This is a genomic window from Treponema sp. (assembly GCF_024696245.1).
Taxonomy (GTDB): Bacteria; Spirochaetota; Spirochaetia; order Treponematales; family Treponemataceae; genus Treponema_D.
The window spans coordinates 1-18,681 of sequence record NZ_JAILGZ010000150.1; the positions used below are offsets into that span (position 1 = coordinate 1).

13 protein-coding genes are annotated in these 18,681 nt (G+C 39.2%); 1 reads left to right on the forward strand and 12 read right to left on the reverse strand.

The annotated features are described in order from the left end of the window. The 4 genes from K6D58_RS10530 to K6D58_RS10545 form a co-directional block, all read right to left on the reverse strand. Positions 1–702 (reverse strand): hypothetical protein (locus K6D58_RS10530; protein ID WP_296830453.1); only part of this gene is annotated, 702 nt, incomplete at its 3' end. Positions 703–772: 70 nt separating this feature from the next. After that, complete coding sequence (locus K6D58_RS10535; protein ID WP_296830454.1) at positions 773–991, reverse strand: hypothetical protein; 219 nt, start codon at positions 989–991, stop codon at positions 773–775. A 29-nt stretch (positions 992–1,020) separates the two neighbouring features. Further along, positions 1,021–4,029 carry an insulinase family protein gene (locus K6D58_RS10540; RefSeq protein WP_296830456.1) on the reverse strand — a complete coding sequence of 1,003 codons (3,009 nt, stop codon included), beginning with the start codon at positions 4,027–4,029 and terminating at the stop codon, positions 1,021–1,023. Between the two features lie 9 nt (positions 4,030–4,038). Then, a complete protein-coding gene (locus K6D58_RS10545; RefSeq protein WP_296830458.1) occupies positions 4,039–5,412 on the reverse strand; it encodes a flagellar motor switch protein FliG in 1,374 nt (457 codons plus the stop codon). 118 nt (positions 5,413–5,530) lie between these two features. Between K6D58_RS10545 and K6D58_RS10550 the strand changes: the two genes are divergently transcribed. Further along, the gene (locus K6D58_RS10550; RefSeq protein ID WP_296830460.1) at positions 5,531–7,225 is read left to right on the forward strand and encodes a SulP family inorganic anion transporter; all 1,695 of its coding nucleotides are present in this window, start codon (positions 5,531–5,533) and stop codon (positions 7,223–7,225) included. A 93-nt stretch (positions 7,226–7,318) separates the two neighbouring features. Here K6D58_RS10550 and K6D58_RS10555 read toward each other — a convergent pair whose 3' ends face one another. From K6D58_RS10555 to K6D58_RS10590, 8 genes are all read right to left on the reverse strand, one after another. Next, positions 7,319–9,712 (reverse strand): ankyrin repeat domain-containing protein, encoded by a 2,394-nt coding sequence (locus K6D58_RS10555; protein ID WP_296830462.1) that lies wholly within the window; start codon positions 9,710–9,712, stop codon positions 7,319–7,321. Between the two features lie 377 nt (positions 9,713–10,089). After that, positions 10,090–11,568 carry a sodium ion-translocating decarboxylase subunit beta gene (locus K6D58_RS10560; RefSeq protein ID WP_296830464.1) on the reverse strand — a complete coding sequence of 493 codons (1,479 nt, stop codon included), beginning with the start codon at positions 11,566–11,568 and terminating at the stop codon, positions 10,090–10,092. 29 nt (positions 11,569–11,597) lie between these two features. Continuing rightward, on the reverse strand, positions 11,598–13,670 hold the full coding sequence (oadA, locus tag K6D58_RS10565) for a sodium-extruding oxaloacetate decarboxylase subunit alpha (protein ID WP_296830466.1): 2,073 nt from the start codon (positions 13,668–13,670) through the stop codon (positions 11,598–11,600). 31 nt (positions 13,671–13,701) lie between these two features. Next, on the reverse strand, positions 13,702–13,959 hold the full coding sequence (locus K6D58_RS10570; protein ID WP_296830468.1) for an OadG family protein: 258 nt from the start codon (positions 13,957–13,959) through the stop codon (positions 13,702–13,704). 128 nt (positions 13,960–14,087) lie between these two features. Further along, complete coding sequence (locus K6D58_RS10575) at positions 14,088–15,305, reverse strand: HD domain-containing protein (RefSeq protein WP_296830470.1); 1,218 nt, start codon at positions 15,303–15,305, stop codon at positions 14,088–14,090. Continuing rightward, positions 15,305–16,108 (reverse strand): hypothetical protein, encoded by an 804-nt coding sequence (locus K6D58_RS10580; RefSeq protein ID WP_296830472.1) that lies wholly within the window; start codon positions 16,106–16,108, stop codon positions 15,305–15,307. The genes K6D58_RS10575 and K6D58_RS10580 overlap by 1 nt, the downstream gene beginning before the upstream one ends. After that, positions 16,108–17,823 (reverse strand): DNA repair protein RecN, encoded by a 1,716-nt coding sequence (gene recN / locus K6D58_RS10585; protein WP_296830474.1) that lies wholly within the window; start codon positions 17,821–17,823, stop codon positions 16,108–16,110. The genes K6D58_RS10580 and recN overlap by 1 nt, the downstream gene beginning before the upstream one ends. Beyond that, positions 17,816–18,670: an NAD(+)/NADH kinase gene (locus K6D58_RS10590; RefSeq protein ID WP_296830476.1), complete on the reverse strand. Its 855-nt coding sequence runs from the start codon at positions 18,668–18,670 to the stop codon at positions 17,816–17,818. Before K6D58_RS10590 ends, recN begins: the two co-directional genes overlap by 8 nt. Between the last annotated feature and the right edge of the window lie 11 nt (positions 18,671–18,681).

Consider the following 18,681-nt stretch of genomic DNA (forward strand, 5'->3'; position numbering starts at 1 on the left):
TACAAAAGCCTTTCCCCAGGTCTTATCAAAATAACCGAAACTTTTTTTGGAAGCTACAACGTATTCTTCCCCGTTAAAGATTATTTCACCATTAAAATCTGTTTTTGCACCAAAGGCTGCCCAGTTAACATCTTTTGAAGAATAATTTTTCTGGAATTCAATTTTCTGATCAAACCTAAGGTTCCATTCCATCCAGCCTGCATTGCCTAAATACTCAGGCTTATGAAGAAGTTCATCTTTTGTTACTGCGACCCTTCCTACTGAATAATCATCAGAAAGAACGCATTCCGGTCTTTCTTCCGGACCTACACTGAGAATAAAATTTGCATCATTAATTTTTAACTGACTGAAAGGATAATAATTATTTATCTGACTTCCACCCTTAGAAAGAATACCGGCCTTTACCATAACAAAAGAAGGCTGTACAAGGTTTTCTGTAGTAAAAGTCTTTGCAGATTCCGTACCGGCAAGAGCATACTGAAGGTCTGCCTCATTACCTGAAAATCTATTTTTAAACCCAAGAATAACTTCATCAGGAGATAAGGCCGGATTCACTACATAATATTCAATATAGAAAGTCTTCTCTTCTCCTGTCTTACGGCTTATTCCGCAAGTTATAAGTCTCCAGCAGTCAAAACCTGCCTTACGCAAAGAACCTTTCAGCATGTAGCGGCTGTTACGCCTGATTTTCTTTACATCCATATATAAATCCACCCAAAAACAATGAACTAGCTGTAACTACTCTTATTGTTTTTCGGCAGATTTATTACGGTTATTTAAACATTTTATCTAAAGATTTTGAAAACTCTTTTTTTTCGTCCTGAAAATTTGCTTCAAGATATTCAAAACAATCTACTGCACTTTTCTGACAATGTTCATACCATATTTTATATAATTCAGGTTCAAAATCTTCTCCAGGATAAGGAGCGCCCTGAAGATTTGATACAAGCTGCTTCAATAATTCAACTAAAATTTTAGTTCTTTTATCCATAATTATCTCCTTTCAATACATAACTTTAATTATAAGGTCAAAATGATAATTTTTCCACACCTTTTTTTAATATCTTCCGTTATAAAGCTTTGTGGGGCTGCTATAACGGTTTTTCCTTCTTTTTTTGCCTTTTTATACCTGGCTATTGATTCCTTCATATCATCTACAGTCAATTCAAAAAGTCTGTCGATATATCTTTTATTATCTTCGTTTGTATGACCATAAAGTTCCCTGGTAAGGGCCCTGCTTCCCTTTATTTCCGGAGTATCAGGAGTAATCATGTAAGAATAAAGACCTATTACTGACTTTTCTACCACATCCCTGTCCAGGTTATTTTCATCAAAATTCTTAATTATATCCAGGCAGGTATCTACGGAATCAAAAGGCTTTGGATCCCTGTAAGTAGCAAACAAAGTAGCTTCCCTGTCTCCGCTTACTGACATGGAAACACCATAGGCTCCACCTTCTGTACGAACCCTCTGCCAGAGATCAGTATTTTCAAGATAATGAGAATAAAGCTCATCTTCCATAAATTCCTTAGTATCCCAGCCGGAATTTTTTACAATATGAGCTGCATAACCTACTCCGCCGGTAATAATAAAAACTTCATCAAAATCAGGATTATGTTTATTAATTACCTGAACATCCTTTACATCATTCAAATCTGTAAGGGAATAAAATTTTTCTACAGGAATCTTTCTTTTTGCTTTAAGTGGACAAAGATGAACCTTATCAATAAAGGAAGAAAGCCTGACTTTTGCTCCATCCAGACTCTCTTTTTCTCCAATAACCTGAATAAGGCTGCCACCTTTTTTTACCTGAGCAAAAATCTTTCTTAATTTGCGGGCAATTTTTTTTACCGGCATGGAATTCATTTTTTTAAGGGCAAGAATCTGACTGTAACCGTCTATAAGCTCTGACACGGCTCCGTTTCTTGATGACCTGCTGCAGGCTCTTGTAGAAATATATCCATAAGAAGAAGCAGACAACTGAGAAGCAGCCGCAGAATACATGGCTTTTATAGAAGTCCTGATTCTGTCCAGATCCTTAAAATCTACTTTGTTAAAAAAATCTTCCAAAAGGGCAAAAACTTTTTCTTCATACTCATTTAAATAATTGAATGAGAAAACAATCCATTCCCTTCCGGCTTCCAGAGGATTTTCCTTTACATAGTCCTGACATTTTTTTGCAACATCAGAGGATTTAATATAACAGCTGAAACTTCCTGTAACCTTCTGAATTTTTAAAACCCCCTGATCCCAGGACAGGCCTTTCCATCCGCATTTTGTAACAAGACTGCAGAAAACAGGAAGATACAAATAATCTTCTGCTTTTAGTACATCAGCCGGAAAAAGAATCCTTACGTAAGTAATGCCGTTTGTATTTTCATTATTAAGTAAAAGGGGAATGCCTGATAAAGAAAGCCTTGAAGTTTTAATGAAATTATACTTTTTTTTCAGATCAGATGCTTTAAGATGAGGAATACAGTTAAGCTTAGAAGCTGATTCTTCTTTATTCTGAAAATCATGCATCTCTTCTACAAGAGCTTTTAATTCTTCCGGAGAAGACTTGCTGATTATTTTCTGTATAATCTTTTGTTCATCTTCTTCCCTTTTTTTATTCCAGTCAGGATCAGGTATAGTTGTGACTAATGTCCATAAAGGATTATCAAGGAGATACTTTTTAATAATCTGGTTTATATAGGAAGGATCTTCCTTTATCCTCTTTTTTAACTTTTCAAGAGCCTGAGAAAATAAAATAATCTTCCATGGTTTATCTCCATAACACCAGCTTCTTAAAGCCTGACGCATATAAACCATGGAATAAGGGCCACCCATCCTTACAATTTCCCTGTTCATAAATTCAAAATCCATTAAGGATGTTTCTATTTCATCTTCTGTAAGTCCTTCCCTTACAATTCTTTCCAGTTCTGCAATTACAACCTTTCTGATTTCTTCAGCCTTTTCTTTTTCTACTCCTGCCATTCCCACAGTAATAACAGGATCCAGTCTGGCCAGGGTACAGCCTATGTTAGGACTTAATTCAGCACCCAGACCAGATTTACGAAGGGCTTTTCCAACCGGAGTTGAATCATTACGCCAGAGAGTATTGATTAAAAAGAGCAGTTCAATATTCATAAGTGAAATGTCTTTTTTTGTCTCTTTTGCAGGAACCTTCCAGTTAAGGTCGACCACACATTTACTGTCTTCCTTTTCTTCACAGGGGCCATAAGCTTCTACATAATGTTCAGGCTCATCTTCCGGGCTTTCAAAATCAATTACGGCAGGTTTTCCCCAGGACTTACATTTAGCAATTATATTTTCATTAAGGAAATCCAGCTGTTCCTCTGTTGCTATATCACCGTAAAGAAAAACCCTGCAGTTTGCAGTACAGTAATATTTTTTATGAAAGGCTTTAAATTCCTTATAAGTAAGATTTGGAATTTCCAGAGGATCACCACCTGACACATAGCCATAGCAGGAATCTTTACTTAAAGAATTACAATCAGCTTTATTTGCAAGATAATAAAGACTTGAAAAAACACCCTTCATTTCATTATAAACAACACCCTGAAGGGAAGGCTTATTTTTATTGTCATATTCAAGGCGGCAGCATTCCTGACTGAATATTTCTTTTTTTAATAAAGGAAAAAACACTGCATCTGCATAAACAGACATAAGATTATAATAATCAGCTTTCTCTACTGAACTTGCAGGATATACTGTTCTGTCCACTGAAGTATAGGCATTTAAATAAGTATTTATACTCTGTTTTGAAAGCTGAATAAAAGGATCTTTTAATGGATATTTTTTTGAACCGCACAATACGCTGTGTTCAATAACGTGAGCTACTCCAGTTGAATTTGAAGGAGGTGTATTAAAGGTAAATGAAAATAAATTTTCAGGATCCTTATTTAATAAATGAAAAACTTCCATTCCTGATTCTTTATGCTTAAGATAAATTCCTGTGGACTTACAATCAGGAATTCTTTTTACATCAAGAACTTCAAATCCCTTATATACCTGACCTTTTTTCATTAACAACTCCTATTCAACATACTGCCAGTCATCCCTGCCCTTAATACGCAGCTGACCATTTTCCCAGGCCCTTCTAAGTTCAGAAAAGAATTTTGAAGAAATTTTTTCTACGTCTGACTTTAAGAAAACCTGCATAAGACTTTCTTCCGTAAGAATAACTGACTTTCTGTTTTTAGAAACATTATTTAATATTTTATTACGGAAGTCTTCACTCTTACCGTGAATTAAAAGGGCAATTTCGCTTTCATTCATTACATGAAGTTTATCCTGAATAAAGCGGTCGTCGGCATTAACAATATCATCCTGGGTAAAAAGCCTGTCCCTGAGATCCATGGCTAAAACAGGATTAGATTCACTTATACCTTCAAGAATATTTGTTTCCTTATCCGGACTCATGCGTTTAAGGATTTCTGCAAGAACACTTCTTCCATCAAGATTTTCTGAATTTTCTGTATTCTGGGTAAGCATTTTCTGCCTGAGGCTTTTTGAAATCTGTTCAAGTACATCAGGAGATACACTTTCCATTTTTGCCAGTCTTAGAATAATCTGGGACTTGCTTGCCTTATCCATACTGTTAATTACTGCAGCTGCTTTTTTTGCTTCAAGCTGGGAAAGAACAAGAGCCTGTACTCCAATGCTTTCTCCCTGAATTAAAAGTGATATTCTGTCTCCGTCTGCATCACTTAAAAAATCAAAGGGATTCTGTCTGATATTGCCTATGCTTTTATTTAAAACTTCTTCTGCCTTTTTACTTCCGTAGGCTTTTGTAAGCATGGCCCTGGCTGTGTCAACGCCACCCTCTTCCCGGGATTTTTCTAAAAGGCTGTTAAATTCCTTAAGGATTTCCTGACTTTCTTCCGGACTTACACTTCTTATTGAAGCAAGTTCAGGAATTATTTTTTCTGTCTGCTCTTCTGTAAGATGAGGCAGGATTTTTGCAGCTTCATCAAGGCCAATAATAATAAGAAACTTTGCAACCCTGCGGTAAAGACTGTCTCCCTGAATTTTTTTTTCAGGACTTTCTTCTTCCGGAACTTTTATAAGGCCTCCGGAAATCAAAACATCTGCAGCTTCCTTTACATCCTGACTGTTAACGGATTTTTTTTCTTCAAACCAGACTCCGGTCTTTGCAGCCATTTCTGAATCAGCCCTGGTCTTTTCATCAGCCTTTTTCTTTGCCATAAAGGAATCAAGCTTTGTATTTATTTTTTCAAAAATTGCCCGGTGAATAAGAGGTTCATGTCCCCCTTCTGCATTGCGCCTGATTTGAGAAGAAATACTTTCTACTTTATTTTCTTTTTCCTGGTTAAAACTGAATTTATTACCACTGTCTGGTGAACTGTTTTTTTTATATGCACCTAATGCGTACTCATCAAAATTCATTTTGTCCATTCTATCCCAATAAATACTTTTTGTCATGAAAATTATAGCTTATATGCTTATATTGTAAAAACTCGATAAAAATAGCATTATAGACAGCGTTAAAACATTGGAGAGGATTATGTTTAAACCACAAATCATCAGTTCTTTAAAAAACTATTCAGCATCAAAATTTGCCAGCGATTTTACAGCCGGTATTATTGTAGGAATAGTTGCATTGCCACTGGCAATTGCCTTTGGGGTTGCAAGCGGAGTAACAGCTGCAGCCGGTATATTTACTGCAATCATAGCAGGCTTCTGTATTTCTGCCTTTGGTGGAAGTACGGTACAGATTGGCGGCCCTACAGGAGCCTTTACTGTAATCGTTTACGGAATATTTGCAAAATACGGTATGTCCGGTCTTGCAACAGCAACAGTCCTTGCAGGAATTCTTCTTATTCTCCTTGGCGTTTTCAAAATGGGCGGTCTTGTAAAATTCATTCCATATACAATCGTAACTGGATTTACAGCCGGTATTGCAGTAACAATTGCCGGTGGCCAGATAGGAAGTTTCTTTGGACTTACAGTTGCCATCAGTGAAGCAAATCCTGTAACAATTCTTGGAGAAAGCTACACCAAAATGCCTGGAGACTTTCTTCCAAAAATGATTGCCTTTGGAAAATTCTTCAATACAATTGACTGGTATTCATTTATCATGGCTGCATCAAGCCTTGCCTTCCTTTTTATATGGAACCGCTTTATTAAAAAAATCCCTGGCTCCCTTATTGTAATTATTGTAACTACTGTAGTAAGCGTAATCCTTGCTAAACACGGACTTAAAACAGCTACTATCGGAGCAATTCCTACATCACTTCCAAAACCCAGCCTTCCGGATTTTGGTATAAAGACAATTACTTCACTTTTCCCTACAGCAGTTTCAATTGCAGTTCTTGCAGCCATTGAATCCCTTCTTTCGGCAGCTGTAGCTGACGGTATGACCGGAGACAAACATGACTCTGACACAGAACTTATCGGCCAGGGAATTGCAAATATTGTTTCTCCATTATTTGGTGGAATCCCTGCAACAGGTGCTATTGCCCGTACAGCTACAAACATTAAAAATGGCGGCCGTACTCCTGTAGCCGGAATCATTCATGCCCTTACCCTTCTTGTAATTCTTTTATTTGCAGGAAAATACGCATCCCTTATTCCTATGGCTGCCCTTGCCGCAGTTCTTGTTAATGTTGCATGGAACATGGCAGGCTTTCCTGCTATAAATGCCCTTCTTAAAGGTCAGAAATCAGACATCTGTGTATTTACAGTAACTTTCCTTATTACAGTATTTATTGACCTTACAGTAGCAATTGAAGTAGGACTGGGATTTGCAGCCTTCTTCTTTATTAAGAAAATGATTGACCTGTCAGAAGTTCAGAACAACAGGGAAACCCTTACAGGTGGTATTTCTGCCTCTGCAGATATGCCGGAAGAAAAACTTGATATTCCTGAAGGTGCAGTTGTTTACGAAATTGACGGACCTCTTTTCTTTGGAACAGTAAGAAAGTTTGAAGTTGCAATGGAAAATGCAGGTGTTTCTTATAAAGTCCTTATCTTAAGAATGAGAAAAACAATTTATCTTGACGCCGGCGGAATTAAAGCCCTTGAACAGGCAAAAGCGGCCTGTGACAGAAAGGGAATAACAATCGTTCTTTCCGGTATTCATACCCAGCCTTACATGCTCTGTGAAAAAACAGGAATGGCAGATAAATTAGGCCGGGAAAATATCTGTGAAAACATTAATCTTGCCCTTGAACGTTCAAGACAGATTCTCAACAAATAGATAATAAATCACATAGCTTAAACACCACTAAAGTGTTATATACCCCTTTTACAAAACCAAAAGTAAAGGGGGTAAACCTCAACTGAAATTCAGCTATTTTTCCATTTCAAGATAACCAAGAAAACACCAGCCGATTGTTCCCTTAGGAATCCTTTTTTCTTCGCTGTCAACGCTTCCCGAGAGGATTTCAACCTTAACCCAGCAGGAATGAATGCCGTCAATTATTTCCATGTTTTCTGCATCGAGGACCTTAACTCTGGTACCTTTCCTGATTGCCGTAATGGTAGTACTCTGCCTGTCACTGCTGGAACGAATCCTTAAATTTTCCGTTGCCCTCAAGGTCTTGTTTTTATATTTCTTTATAAGCCCGTTGTACACCGCACATTTTTTGTCATAATCAATGCTTCCATCCGGAAAGTATTTTCTTATAATTGAAAAAGTTTCATACCGCTGAATAGAACGTATATAAGATGTCTGTGTGGCAAAAGGATCTCCGCCGTATTCAATCAGGAGCTGGATTATATCTTCCTCCCCGCCTCTGCAGAGGTCTGCCGTAATGGTCAATCCTTCATCATTAAGCTTAGCGTCAGGATCTGCTCCTGCTTCAAGAAGAGCCTTAACCACATCGTATGAATTGTACTTCCATGCACACATGGAAAGAACGGTTTCGTTTGTCCTGTCCTTGAACATCATTGAAAGGTCAGGCTCGTACTTAAGGAGAAGCTGGACCATTTCAAGGTTCAGCTTCTCTGCTGCAAGATAAAGAACGGTAACGTCATCTTTTTTCTGCCTTTTGTTTATGTCAGCACCTTTATCAAGAATCATTTTTGCAAGCTTCAGGTTTTTGTTGAAAACTGCATAGTACAATGGCGTGTATCCGCTTGAATCATAATCATCAAATCCAGAAGGAATTCCCTTCTTGAGCATTTCTACAGCCCTGTCGGTATAGTTGTATTCAACAAGTTCAACAAAAGAATATTCCTTGTCTTCCTTTATGCTTGCCTTCAATAATTCTATGGAGGCTGAAATTTCAGGATTAAACTTTACATCTTTTTCGCATTCATCAAGACAGGTCAGGTCGTATTCATCCCGAAGGGAAAGATCTGTACCGGCATCAATGAGGAACTTAATCATTCCGGGATGCTTACGGCAGTTGAATACAGGAGTCTGTCCGTAGCGTCCCCTGGCATTAACGTTTGCGCCGTTCTGAACAAGGGCTTCAATAATTTTCGTGTAATCCATAAGGCTTGAGCATGCAATATGAAGTGGAGTCTCCCTGTCGTTCCCGAAAAAATTTATGTCACTCTTTGTTGAAAGGAATTTTATTATTTCAGCAATTTCCTTTTCCTTTTCCATTATCCTGGAATAATAGAAGATTTCGTCCCTGTTTTTACATGTAACAATAGTAACAAAATATAAAAGAGGAGTCATTCCTTCTTCATCCCGGGAATTAAAGTTGAATCCCTTTTTATCAAGGAATTTATAGCAGTCAAGGTCAAGGAGAACAGCACAGGACATGCCCACATTGTAACCATCATTTGCAGATGCATTCACATCTGCCTTATTGTCAGCAAGATACTTGATGATTTCAGGACCGCTGGTCCAGTTCTGTCCTGCATAGATAATGGGGGTATAGCCGCTTTTTGTTACAGCATTTACATCAGCACCCTTTTCAACAAGGAACTTCACAAGCTTCAGGCTGTCTTCTGTGTCTGAGCGGATTGCCAGATGCAGCGGTGTATATTTATATTTATCGTCTGCAAAAGTAACGTCTGCACCTTTTGATACCATAAGCTTTACCAGGGACAGGTCGCCAATTGAACAGGCCTCATTCAGGGGATATCTTCCATCTCCATCCATACGGTTAACGTCAGCTCCGTTTTCCACAAGGAGCTTTGTTAGAGGAACATTCTCGTTATAAAGAGCATAGGTCAAAGGTGTAAATGTATCATCCCGGAAAGTATTTACGGGAGCTCCTGCCTTAATGATTTTTGTTACAAGATTCAGGTCAACGTCCTTGTTCCTGCAAAGTTCAAAAAGAACAGTATCATTTTCATTGTCCTTAACCTTTACGTCGGCTTTGTTTTTCAAAAGATATTCAATGATGCGGATGTCATTTTTATTTCCGATGTGGGAAACTGCATAAAGAAGGGGCGTACTTCCGCTGTCAGAGGCTGCATTAATGTCCGCTCCGTTCTTAACAAGATAATCTGCAAGTTTCAGGAATGTATCTGGTTCATAATTATATTCTTCAAGAGCCTTGAAAAATAAAGTTACGCCCCCCTTATACCTGTAGTTAACATCGATATATTTTTTTTCAAGTGCTTCCTTAAATTCTGAATCTTCACCATAAAGCAGGGCCAGGTTGCTTACTGCCCGAGATTCATTCTGATACCGTCTGATATAATAGTCCTTATCTTTTGCAAAGCAGTTCAATGAAGCAACTGCAAGGAATGTAAGCAGAATCAGTCTGTTAATCTTTTTCATTCGTAATCCTCAATCTCCCGAAGGCTTTTCTAATAGTATATACTTATATTTATATTTTATTAAGGGTTTATTAAGGAATGTGTATAATATTTAAGACCAGCGTAAACTTATATCAATCTTTTATATTTTATACGGGCATGGAGTAAACCCTTAAACCTGCCCCATCATTTAAAAACTATCATAAATTTTCTACATCAGAAGTTATTTAAAAAAGTGTATTCTTACTCACTCCTGCAGCATTTCCATTTTTAGCTGCAGTTCAAATGCCAGGGAAGGAGATCTTTACAAGATTCAGCTAAAAAAAAAGCCCGTACAAAAAAATGCACGGGCTCTTAAGGATATTGCCAGACTTTTACAAGCCCGGCAGTAATCTTTTATTATTTTGCAAATGTAGCGATGAATACACCTGCTGCAATTGCTGTTCCGATAACACCAGAAACATTTGGTCCCATAGCATTCATCAGAAGGAAGTTTGAAGGATCGTATTCAAGTCCTACTTTATTTGAAACGCGGGCAGCCATTGGAACGGCACTAACACCTGCACTACCAATAAGTGGATTGATTTTCTTTCCCTTTGGAAGGAATACGTTCATAAGCTTAGCCATAAGAACACCTGTAGCACTTGCAACACAGAATGCAACAAGACCAAGAATAATAATACCGAATGACTTACCATTAATAATCTTTTCCGGAGTCATCTGGCTTCCTACACCAAGTGAAAGAAGGATAGAAACGATATTCATCATTTCATTTTCCATAGTCTTAGAAAGGCGTTCTACAACACCACACTGCTTAACGAAGTTACCGAATGCAAGCATACCGATAAGTGGAGCAGCAGATGGAAGAAGAAGCATTGTAAGAACAATAAGCATCATTGGGAAGAGAACCTTCTCTGCCTTGCTTACAGGACGAAGCTGATCCATATGAATCATACGTTCCTTTTTAGTTGTAAGGGCCTTCATAATAGGAGGCTGAATCATTGGAACGAGGGCCATGTAAGAATAAGCAGCAACTGCAATTACAGCCATAAGTTCAGGAGCAAGCTTGGCACTAACATAAATTGATGTAGGACCATCTGCACCACCGATAATGGCAATTGCACTTGCCTGAAGAATATTATAGTCAAATACTCCAGGAATAAGGTTAAGAAGTGATACACCGAACAATGTAAAGAATACACCAAACTGTGCAGCACCACCAAGAAGAGCCATCTTAGGGTTAGCAATAAGAGGACCAAAGTCAGTCATTGCTCCAATTCCCATAAAGATAAGCATAGGGAAGAATTCGTTTCCTACACCGGCATTGTAAATGATGCTGAGCATACCATCAGGTGGAAGCCCCATGTTTGCACCAGGAATATTTACAAGTACTGTACCAAATCCGATTGGGATAAGAAGAAGTGGTTCAAAACCTCTTCCTGCACCAAGGTAAATGATAAGAAAGCCGATGGCAATCATTATAAGATACTGATATCCAGGAGCTTTTTTACCTGCAAAAGGATCTTCCTTTTCTACTTCTACAGCTTCTTCAGCTGCAGCAGTCTGACCCTTTGAGTGAATCATCTGATAGATACCTGTAGTTTCCCAGAGATTCTTAAGGAATGAAGCAGGACGGATATCATGCTTTCCATTCCAGTTTTCTGTTCCAGGAATAACACGGTCCATACCAGTATTATCTTTTTCTGCAGCAGCATCTGTCTTTACTTCATCTGACTGAGCAAGTACAAGATTACTGTCTGAAGAAATAACATCTTTTGTAAGTGCAGTCTTCATGATTCCCATGATTCCTGCAACTGCCATGATTGCAATCATTATGAATGCAATTTTTTTATTATTTTCAGTCTTTGAAAAAGGCATCTTTACTTCCTATAAATGTAGTCCCACAATTACTGAATTTCAGCAACTGGCTGTCCATTGGCAATCTGAGTTCCTGCAGTAGCAAGGAAATGAACTTTACCGTCACATGGAGCCTTGATTTCAAGTTCCATCTTCATTGATTCAATGATTACGATATTGTCACCCTTCTTTACTGAAGTTCCTTCATTAACTGCATTTCTAAGATAAACACCTGCAACTGGTGCATTTACTTTTGTTCCACCGGCAGATACTGGTGCAGCAGCTGGAGCTGGAGCAGCAGCTGGTGCTGATACTGGAGCTGCAGCAGGTGCAGGAGCAGCAGCAACGCCACCGATAGAAGCAAGAACCTGACCGTTCTGAATCTGGCTTCCTGTAGCAACAGAGTATGTAATTGTACCTGCTTCAGTAGCCTTAACTTCAAGTTCCATCTTCATTGATTCAATGATGATAACAGTGTCTCCCTTGTTTACTTTTGTTCCGTTAGCAAAGCACTGCTTAAGGAGAGTTCCTGCTACAGGTGCCTTAACGTCAACACCACCTGTTACTACAGGAGCGGCAGCTGCTGCCTGAGCTGGAGCTGCACCGGCTGCACCAAATGCAACTGCATAAGGAGTACCGTTAACGTTAATGTTGCCCTTTCCGTCAGAAGTAACTGCGTAAGAAGAACCATTAACAGTGATTGTATATGAACCGCCGTTAGAAGAAGCAGCAGCTTTTGGAGCTTCTTTAAGGCCGAATGTCTTTTCTGCATCAACAGGACCATTCTTGCGTTCTGCAAAGAACTTAGGAGCTACTTTAGGGAACATTGCATAAGTAAGAGCATCTTCTACAGAACCGTCACCACCATTCTGCTTTGATTCTTCTACCATTTTGTCCCATTCAGGAGCAATATTATCAGCTGGACGGCATGTAATTACAGCATCCATCTTGTTAAGTTCAAGAGCCTTCTTTACAAGGTCAGCATTTGGTTCTGCAGGGAGCTTACCGTATTTTCCAACCAGGAGGTCACGGAATTCACCTGTCATTCTTTCATAACGACCAAAGAGTACGTTAAATACAGCCTGTGTTCCTACAATCTGTGATGTAGGTGTTACAAGAGGAACATAACCAATGTCCTTGTGAACAAGTGGAAGTTCAGCAAGTACGGCATCCATCTTGTCTGCTGCACCCTGCTGCTTGAGCTGTGATTCAAGGTTAGAAAGCATACCGCCTGGAACCTGTGAAAGAAGAATACGTGTATCAGCACCAAGGAACTTAGATTCAAGTGAAGCATAGTGCTTGCGTACTTCGCGGAAGTAAGCTGCGATTTCAAGAAGTGCCTTTACGTCAAGTTCAGTATCGAATTCTGACCCCTTAAGCATTTCTACGATAGTTTCTGTAGGTGAATGTGAAGTACCCATAGACATAGAAGAAATTGCAGTATCAAGAATATCTGCACCAGCTTCTACAGCCTTAAGTTCAGTAGCAACAGAAAGACCTGTTGTTGAGTGAGTATGGATTTCTACAGGAAGGTCACAAGCCTTCTTTACTGCCTTTACAAGTTCATAAGCATCATAAGGCTTAAGAAGACCAGACATATCCTTAATACAGATTGAATCTGCACCAAATTCAGCATATGTTTTTGCAAGTTCTGCATATTTTTCGATTGTATGGAAAGGAGTTACGGCATAAGAAATAGCCATCTGAACATGCTTTCCTGTCTTTTTTGCAGCTTTTGTAGCTCTTTCAAGGTTACGTGGATCGTTACATGCATCAAAAATTCTGAATACATCAATACCGTTTTTAGCAGCTGTTTCTACGAACTTATCAACAACATCATCTGCATAGTGGCGGTAACCAAGAAGGTTCTGACCACGGAGAAGCATCATAATCTTGTTGTTAGGAAGTGCTGCATGAAGTTTGCGGAGGCGTTCCCAAGGATCTTCGTTAAGGAAGCGGATACAAGAGTCATAAGTAGCTCCACCCCATCCTTCGATAAATTTATAACCGATTTTATCAAGCATCGGACATGCAGGAAGCATATCTGCCGTAGTCATACGTGTTGCATGAAGCGACTGATGAGCGTCACGGATTGCAAGTTCTGAAATTCCAACTTTTGCCATAAAAATAAACCCCTTTTATATTATTTTGATTTTATACCGATTCTTTTTCGTGTACAGCAGCGGCAATTGCTGCAATAACTGCACCATTATCCTGGGCACTGGCCACAGGTGCTGTTCCAGATGAAGACGATGTGTCTTTTTTATCAGAAACCTTATCAAGATGACATGCCTTAATAAAAGCATGAAGAAGAGTCATTGCTCCAATCATAATAATAAGGAAGCCGAATACGACACACATACCAAGCAGAGTAAGTATTCCGCTTTGCTCAAGCATTTGTGCTATTGTCATAATTCCTCCAAAAAAAAGCTTTATAGCTTTGGAGATTATAGTTTAAAGAGGCAATTATTACAATAATTGGGACAAAGATAAAATAAAAATTCAGGGTAAGAATCTATTAAAAAAAGAGAATATTTTTTTTATTCAAGGAATTCAGAAAATAAAGAAGCAGCATCTATGCCGTTAATTACCCTTCCCGGACCATAACTTTTTATAAGGTTAGTCCTTCCGTCTTCAAGATGACGGCTTGTAATTCCATGGTGAATTGAAACGTCTGCCTCTAAAAGAGCTGAATAATGATCAGCCAGCCTTACAAGTTTTCCGTCAACAGGTTCAAATTCATCATAGTTATAGTCTGCATTAAGCTTTTCAAAGGAAACGGCAAAAGCCTTGTCATCAAAAATAACCCTGTTCTCAAATTCATCACTTGTAAAATAAAGAATCTCATCCTTATAAAAATCTTCCATAAGTGGAACAAGGTCAGAAGCTACAATCTGATCCTCTATTTTCTTTACGATTTCAGGCAGCCCGTCAGTGGCCTGTTTAACAGGAGAAATAATATCCCTGGTAACGCTTTCCGGCAGGTCATGAAAAAGGGCACTGAAAAAATTATTGTAGATTCTTCTTGAACACATTTTTACAGGAGCTTCCCTTAAAAAAAGCAGGGTAAGGACTGCAACAAAAAAACAGTGTCCCAAAACAGATGTAGCAGGAACTCTTGGAGTCTGATTCCACCTGGTCTGAAACCTGAGCTGTTCTATACGCATAAGGAATTCATAGGGCTTTTGTTTAGTCATAAGAAGCTGCAGGCCCCGCAAATCAAGAAAGCCCTGAAGCTGGGCATTAAGTTCACGGCGGATTTTTTCCATTCTGTCACTTTCATTTACAGGACTTATCATCTCCAGTTCCCGTAAAGTTGAATAACGGTGGGCAGCCTTAAAAATATGAAGGGCAGCTTTCTGTTCTTCAGTAAGGATGCAGTTTCCCCCAAGACTCTCTATATAGGTAGAAAAACGATTGTAAAGATCTTCATCATCAATATAAGGCCGGTACTGCTCTAAAACCCAGTGATTAAGCTTTACATATTCTTCAGGAAAATTCTGCTTTATAAGGGTCTGAACAGGAGCCTTAATGTCACAAAGCTGAATTTTGCGCAGAAGATGGAATACAGATGCATAAATCATCCATTCCCAGTCAATTTTAACACCCCGGTTTTCCTCATATTTTGCAATAATATAAGCAACAACCATTTTTTCTGCTTCCTTATCCATTTCTACAACTTCAAAAGGGCGGACAAGATCTGTCCATCGTTCAATAGAGAAAGCTTCAAATATCTTTAGGGCGAATTCTTTTTTCATTAGCGGCTGGCACCTGTCTTCTGGTCATTTTCCATTTTTTCTTTCCATACAACAGCCTTTTTACGGATTTCTTCTGAATCTTCCTTTTCACCAAGAATCATGGCTATACGGCGTAAAGCAATAAGGAAGTTTATGGCCATACGCATATCGTCAATACGTCTTGTAGAAAGTTCATAACGGTCACGGTATTCTGATGCACTTCTGTCCAGAATCTTCTTTAAAAGCCTGATGTATTTTACAGTATCTTCATAATCAGAACTGCGGGGATCATAATAATCTTTTGCAGCCTGCTTCATATCAAGAAGGTTTTTAGCAACAACGGCAAACCTTCCCCTGAGTTCAACAAAAGACCATTTCCACTTGGAATTATCTCCAAAGGCATCTACCAGCATCTGGGTCACAAGCCCCAGCTTTCGTACAAGATAAAAGCGCTTTTCTAAAGGAGTATTGCTGATAGTCTGAAGTTTAGGTTCAATTTCGCTGTATGGGCAGTCAACTACATTGGATACTACTTCTTCAAGGTAAATAACTGCCTTATAAATCATTTTTCTTGCATCATTAAGGGCATCATTATTCTTTGTTTCCAGAATAGTGACAGACAGACTGTTAATGGAAATATACAGGGTAGCTACATAAATCATCTCTTCACAAAGAAGAAGCTTTTTATATTCAACACCGCCTGAATCACGCTTCATGACAGTAAGAATATCCTTTTCTTTTTTAAGGGACTCTTCGATTTTAGCTTTAACCGGCTTTGCTTTATCTGCAAAGTCTTCACGGCTTTCCTGAGTGATATTTGCCATTAAAATCCTCCGAATTTCTGCAGCATGGCTCTTGCATGGTCAAGGGATTCCCCGGAACTTGAATCTCCAGAAAGCATACGGGCTATTTCCTTAACCCTGTCCTCGCCTTCCACAGGAAATACAGAAGTTGCAGTAGAATTTCCTTCAACACCCTTCTTTATCTTAATCTGATTATCGGCATAAACTGCAATACTGGCAAGATGAGTTATACAAAGAACCTGCAGTTCTGAAGCAAGTTTTTTCATATGTTCACCTACAGCTACTGCAACTTCTCCGCCAATACCTGTATCAATTTCGTCAAAAATAAGGGTTCCTGCTGTATCTGCAGCAGAAAGTATGGTTTTAAGGGCCAGCATTACACGGCTAAGTTCACCGCCGGAAGCTATACGTGCAAGAGGAAGCATAGGGCTGCCCGGATTGGCGCTTATAAGGAATTCAATATTATCAATTCCATAAGGACCACACTTCTGCTCTACAAGGCTGCCTTCCTTTTCTGTAAGGTTAACCTTAAATCTGGTATCCTTCATACCCAGCTTACAGAGAATTGCTTCTACTGCCCCGGACATTTTACTTGAAGCTTCCTGTCTTCTGACACTTATTGCCTTTGCTTCAGTATACACCTCTTTTTCAAGCTGTGCGATTTCTTTTTCCAGAGAAGATTTATCATTACCCTGCCCTGTAAGCTTTTCCAGTTCATCCCTGGCCTTACGGGCATATTCATTTACATCTGCCACAGTAGAATTAATGCCGGATACATACTTTTTCTTAAGTTTATTAATCAGCTCAAGACGGTCCTGTACTTCTGCAAGACGTTCCGGGTCAAAAACCAGTTCATTCTTATACCTGCGGAATTCCCTGGCTATATCTTCTGCTTCGTAATAAGAGTTCTCTACCCTTTCATTAAGGTTCTGCAGTTCCGGATCAAGGGAAAGTGCATGGGAAGAACTGCCCCTGAGCCTCTTATATATAGAAAGAATTCCACTGCCATCTTCACCTTCAAGCATTGAAGTAATTTCTTCTATATCTGAATAAAGCTTTTCATAAGAAGAAAGACGACTTTCTTCTGCAGACAGCTGTTCATCTTCTCCTTCTTTAAGACGGGCTTCTTCTATTTCCGTTACGGCAAAGTTCAGCATATCGATTCTTGCTTCCCTTTCTGCTTCATTTGTATTCATGGAAGAAAGAATTTCCCTTTTTTCTACAAGCCGGTTATAAAGTCCTGTAAATGCCTGAACCTGAGGAACTATATCTGCATAAATATCAAGATAACGGCGGTGCTGACTTACCTTCATAAGGGACTGCTGTTCATGCTGACCGTGAAGATCTACAAGATAAGTTGCAAAATCTGCCAGATCTGCCTTTGTAACCGGAACTCCACCAATCCAGGCGGAAGTTTTGCCTGTATCCCTTACAAGGCGGCGTAAAAGAATACGTCCCTCATCAGCTTCTATACCATGCTCTTCAAGCCAGTCCCAGGCACTTTCCAGACTTCCTTTTTTTTCTTCAAGTAAAAAGCTTCCGCTTACCTGAGCTTCGTGACAGCCTGTCCTGATCTGCTCAAGACCCGCCTTTCCTCCTAAAAGAAAAGCAAGGCTGCCTATGAGAATGGACTTACCTGCACCTGTTTCGCCGCTTAAAACAGTAAAACCTTTATTAAAATCTACATGAGCACTGTCTATCAGGGCAAAATTTTTTATATCAAGTTCTTCAAGCACGGGGACCTCCGGACCAGTTTAGCTTACTTTGAAGGGCACTGTAGAATTTTTCCTGGGTGGAACCAATTATCCGTGCCTTATATTTTGAAATACCAGAAATTATTACATCACCAGTTTGTAATGGAAAATCAATCTGACCGTCTGCCACAAGTACTATATCTACCCTTGAAGGCAGAACCCTCATGGCAATTTCACCTTCCGGCCCTAAAACCAGAGGCCTTGCAGACAGACTGAAAGAACTTATAGGTGTAAGTACAACTGCATTAAGGGAAGGTTCTACAATAGGCCCCCCTGCAGCTGCTGAATATGCTGTCGAACCGGTGGCTGTAGAAACAATAACTCCGGTAGATTTAAATGAACCTAAAAGAGCCCTGTTGTAGGCAACTTCAAGATTAACAAGACCGGAAGCAGTTGTACCAGAAATTACAGTATCATTCATACAGCGGCTTTTAAAAACTGAACGTCCGCCCCTTAATACTTCTGATTCAAGAAGGTTTCTCTCGCTTATAAGAGACTTTCCACTAAGGTATTCTTCCAGTTCTTTCTGCCACATATCCTTCTGAACCCCTGCAAGAAAACCAAATTCCCCAAGATTAACAGGGAAAACAGGTATTCCATAAAGGGCACATTCCCTGGCTGCAAAAAGTACTGTTCCGTCACCTCCAAGGGTAACTGCAAAATCATAGCCGGAAAAATCTACGGGAAGATTCCTTGTATGGGCATCCTTTCCGTCATAGGCATACAAATCTGCCTTAAGTCCCTTTGACTCAAGATAGGTCTTTATGTCACCGGCAATGCGGTCTGCGTCTTTCTTAAATGTATTAACCAGAATAAGACTTTTTTCCATCAGCGCTCCGC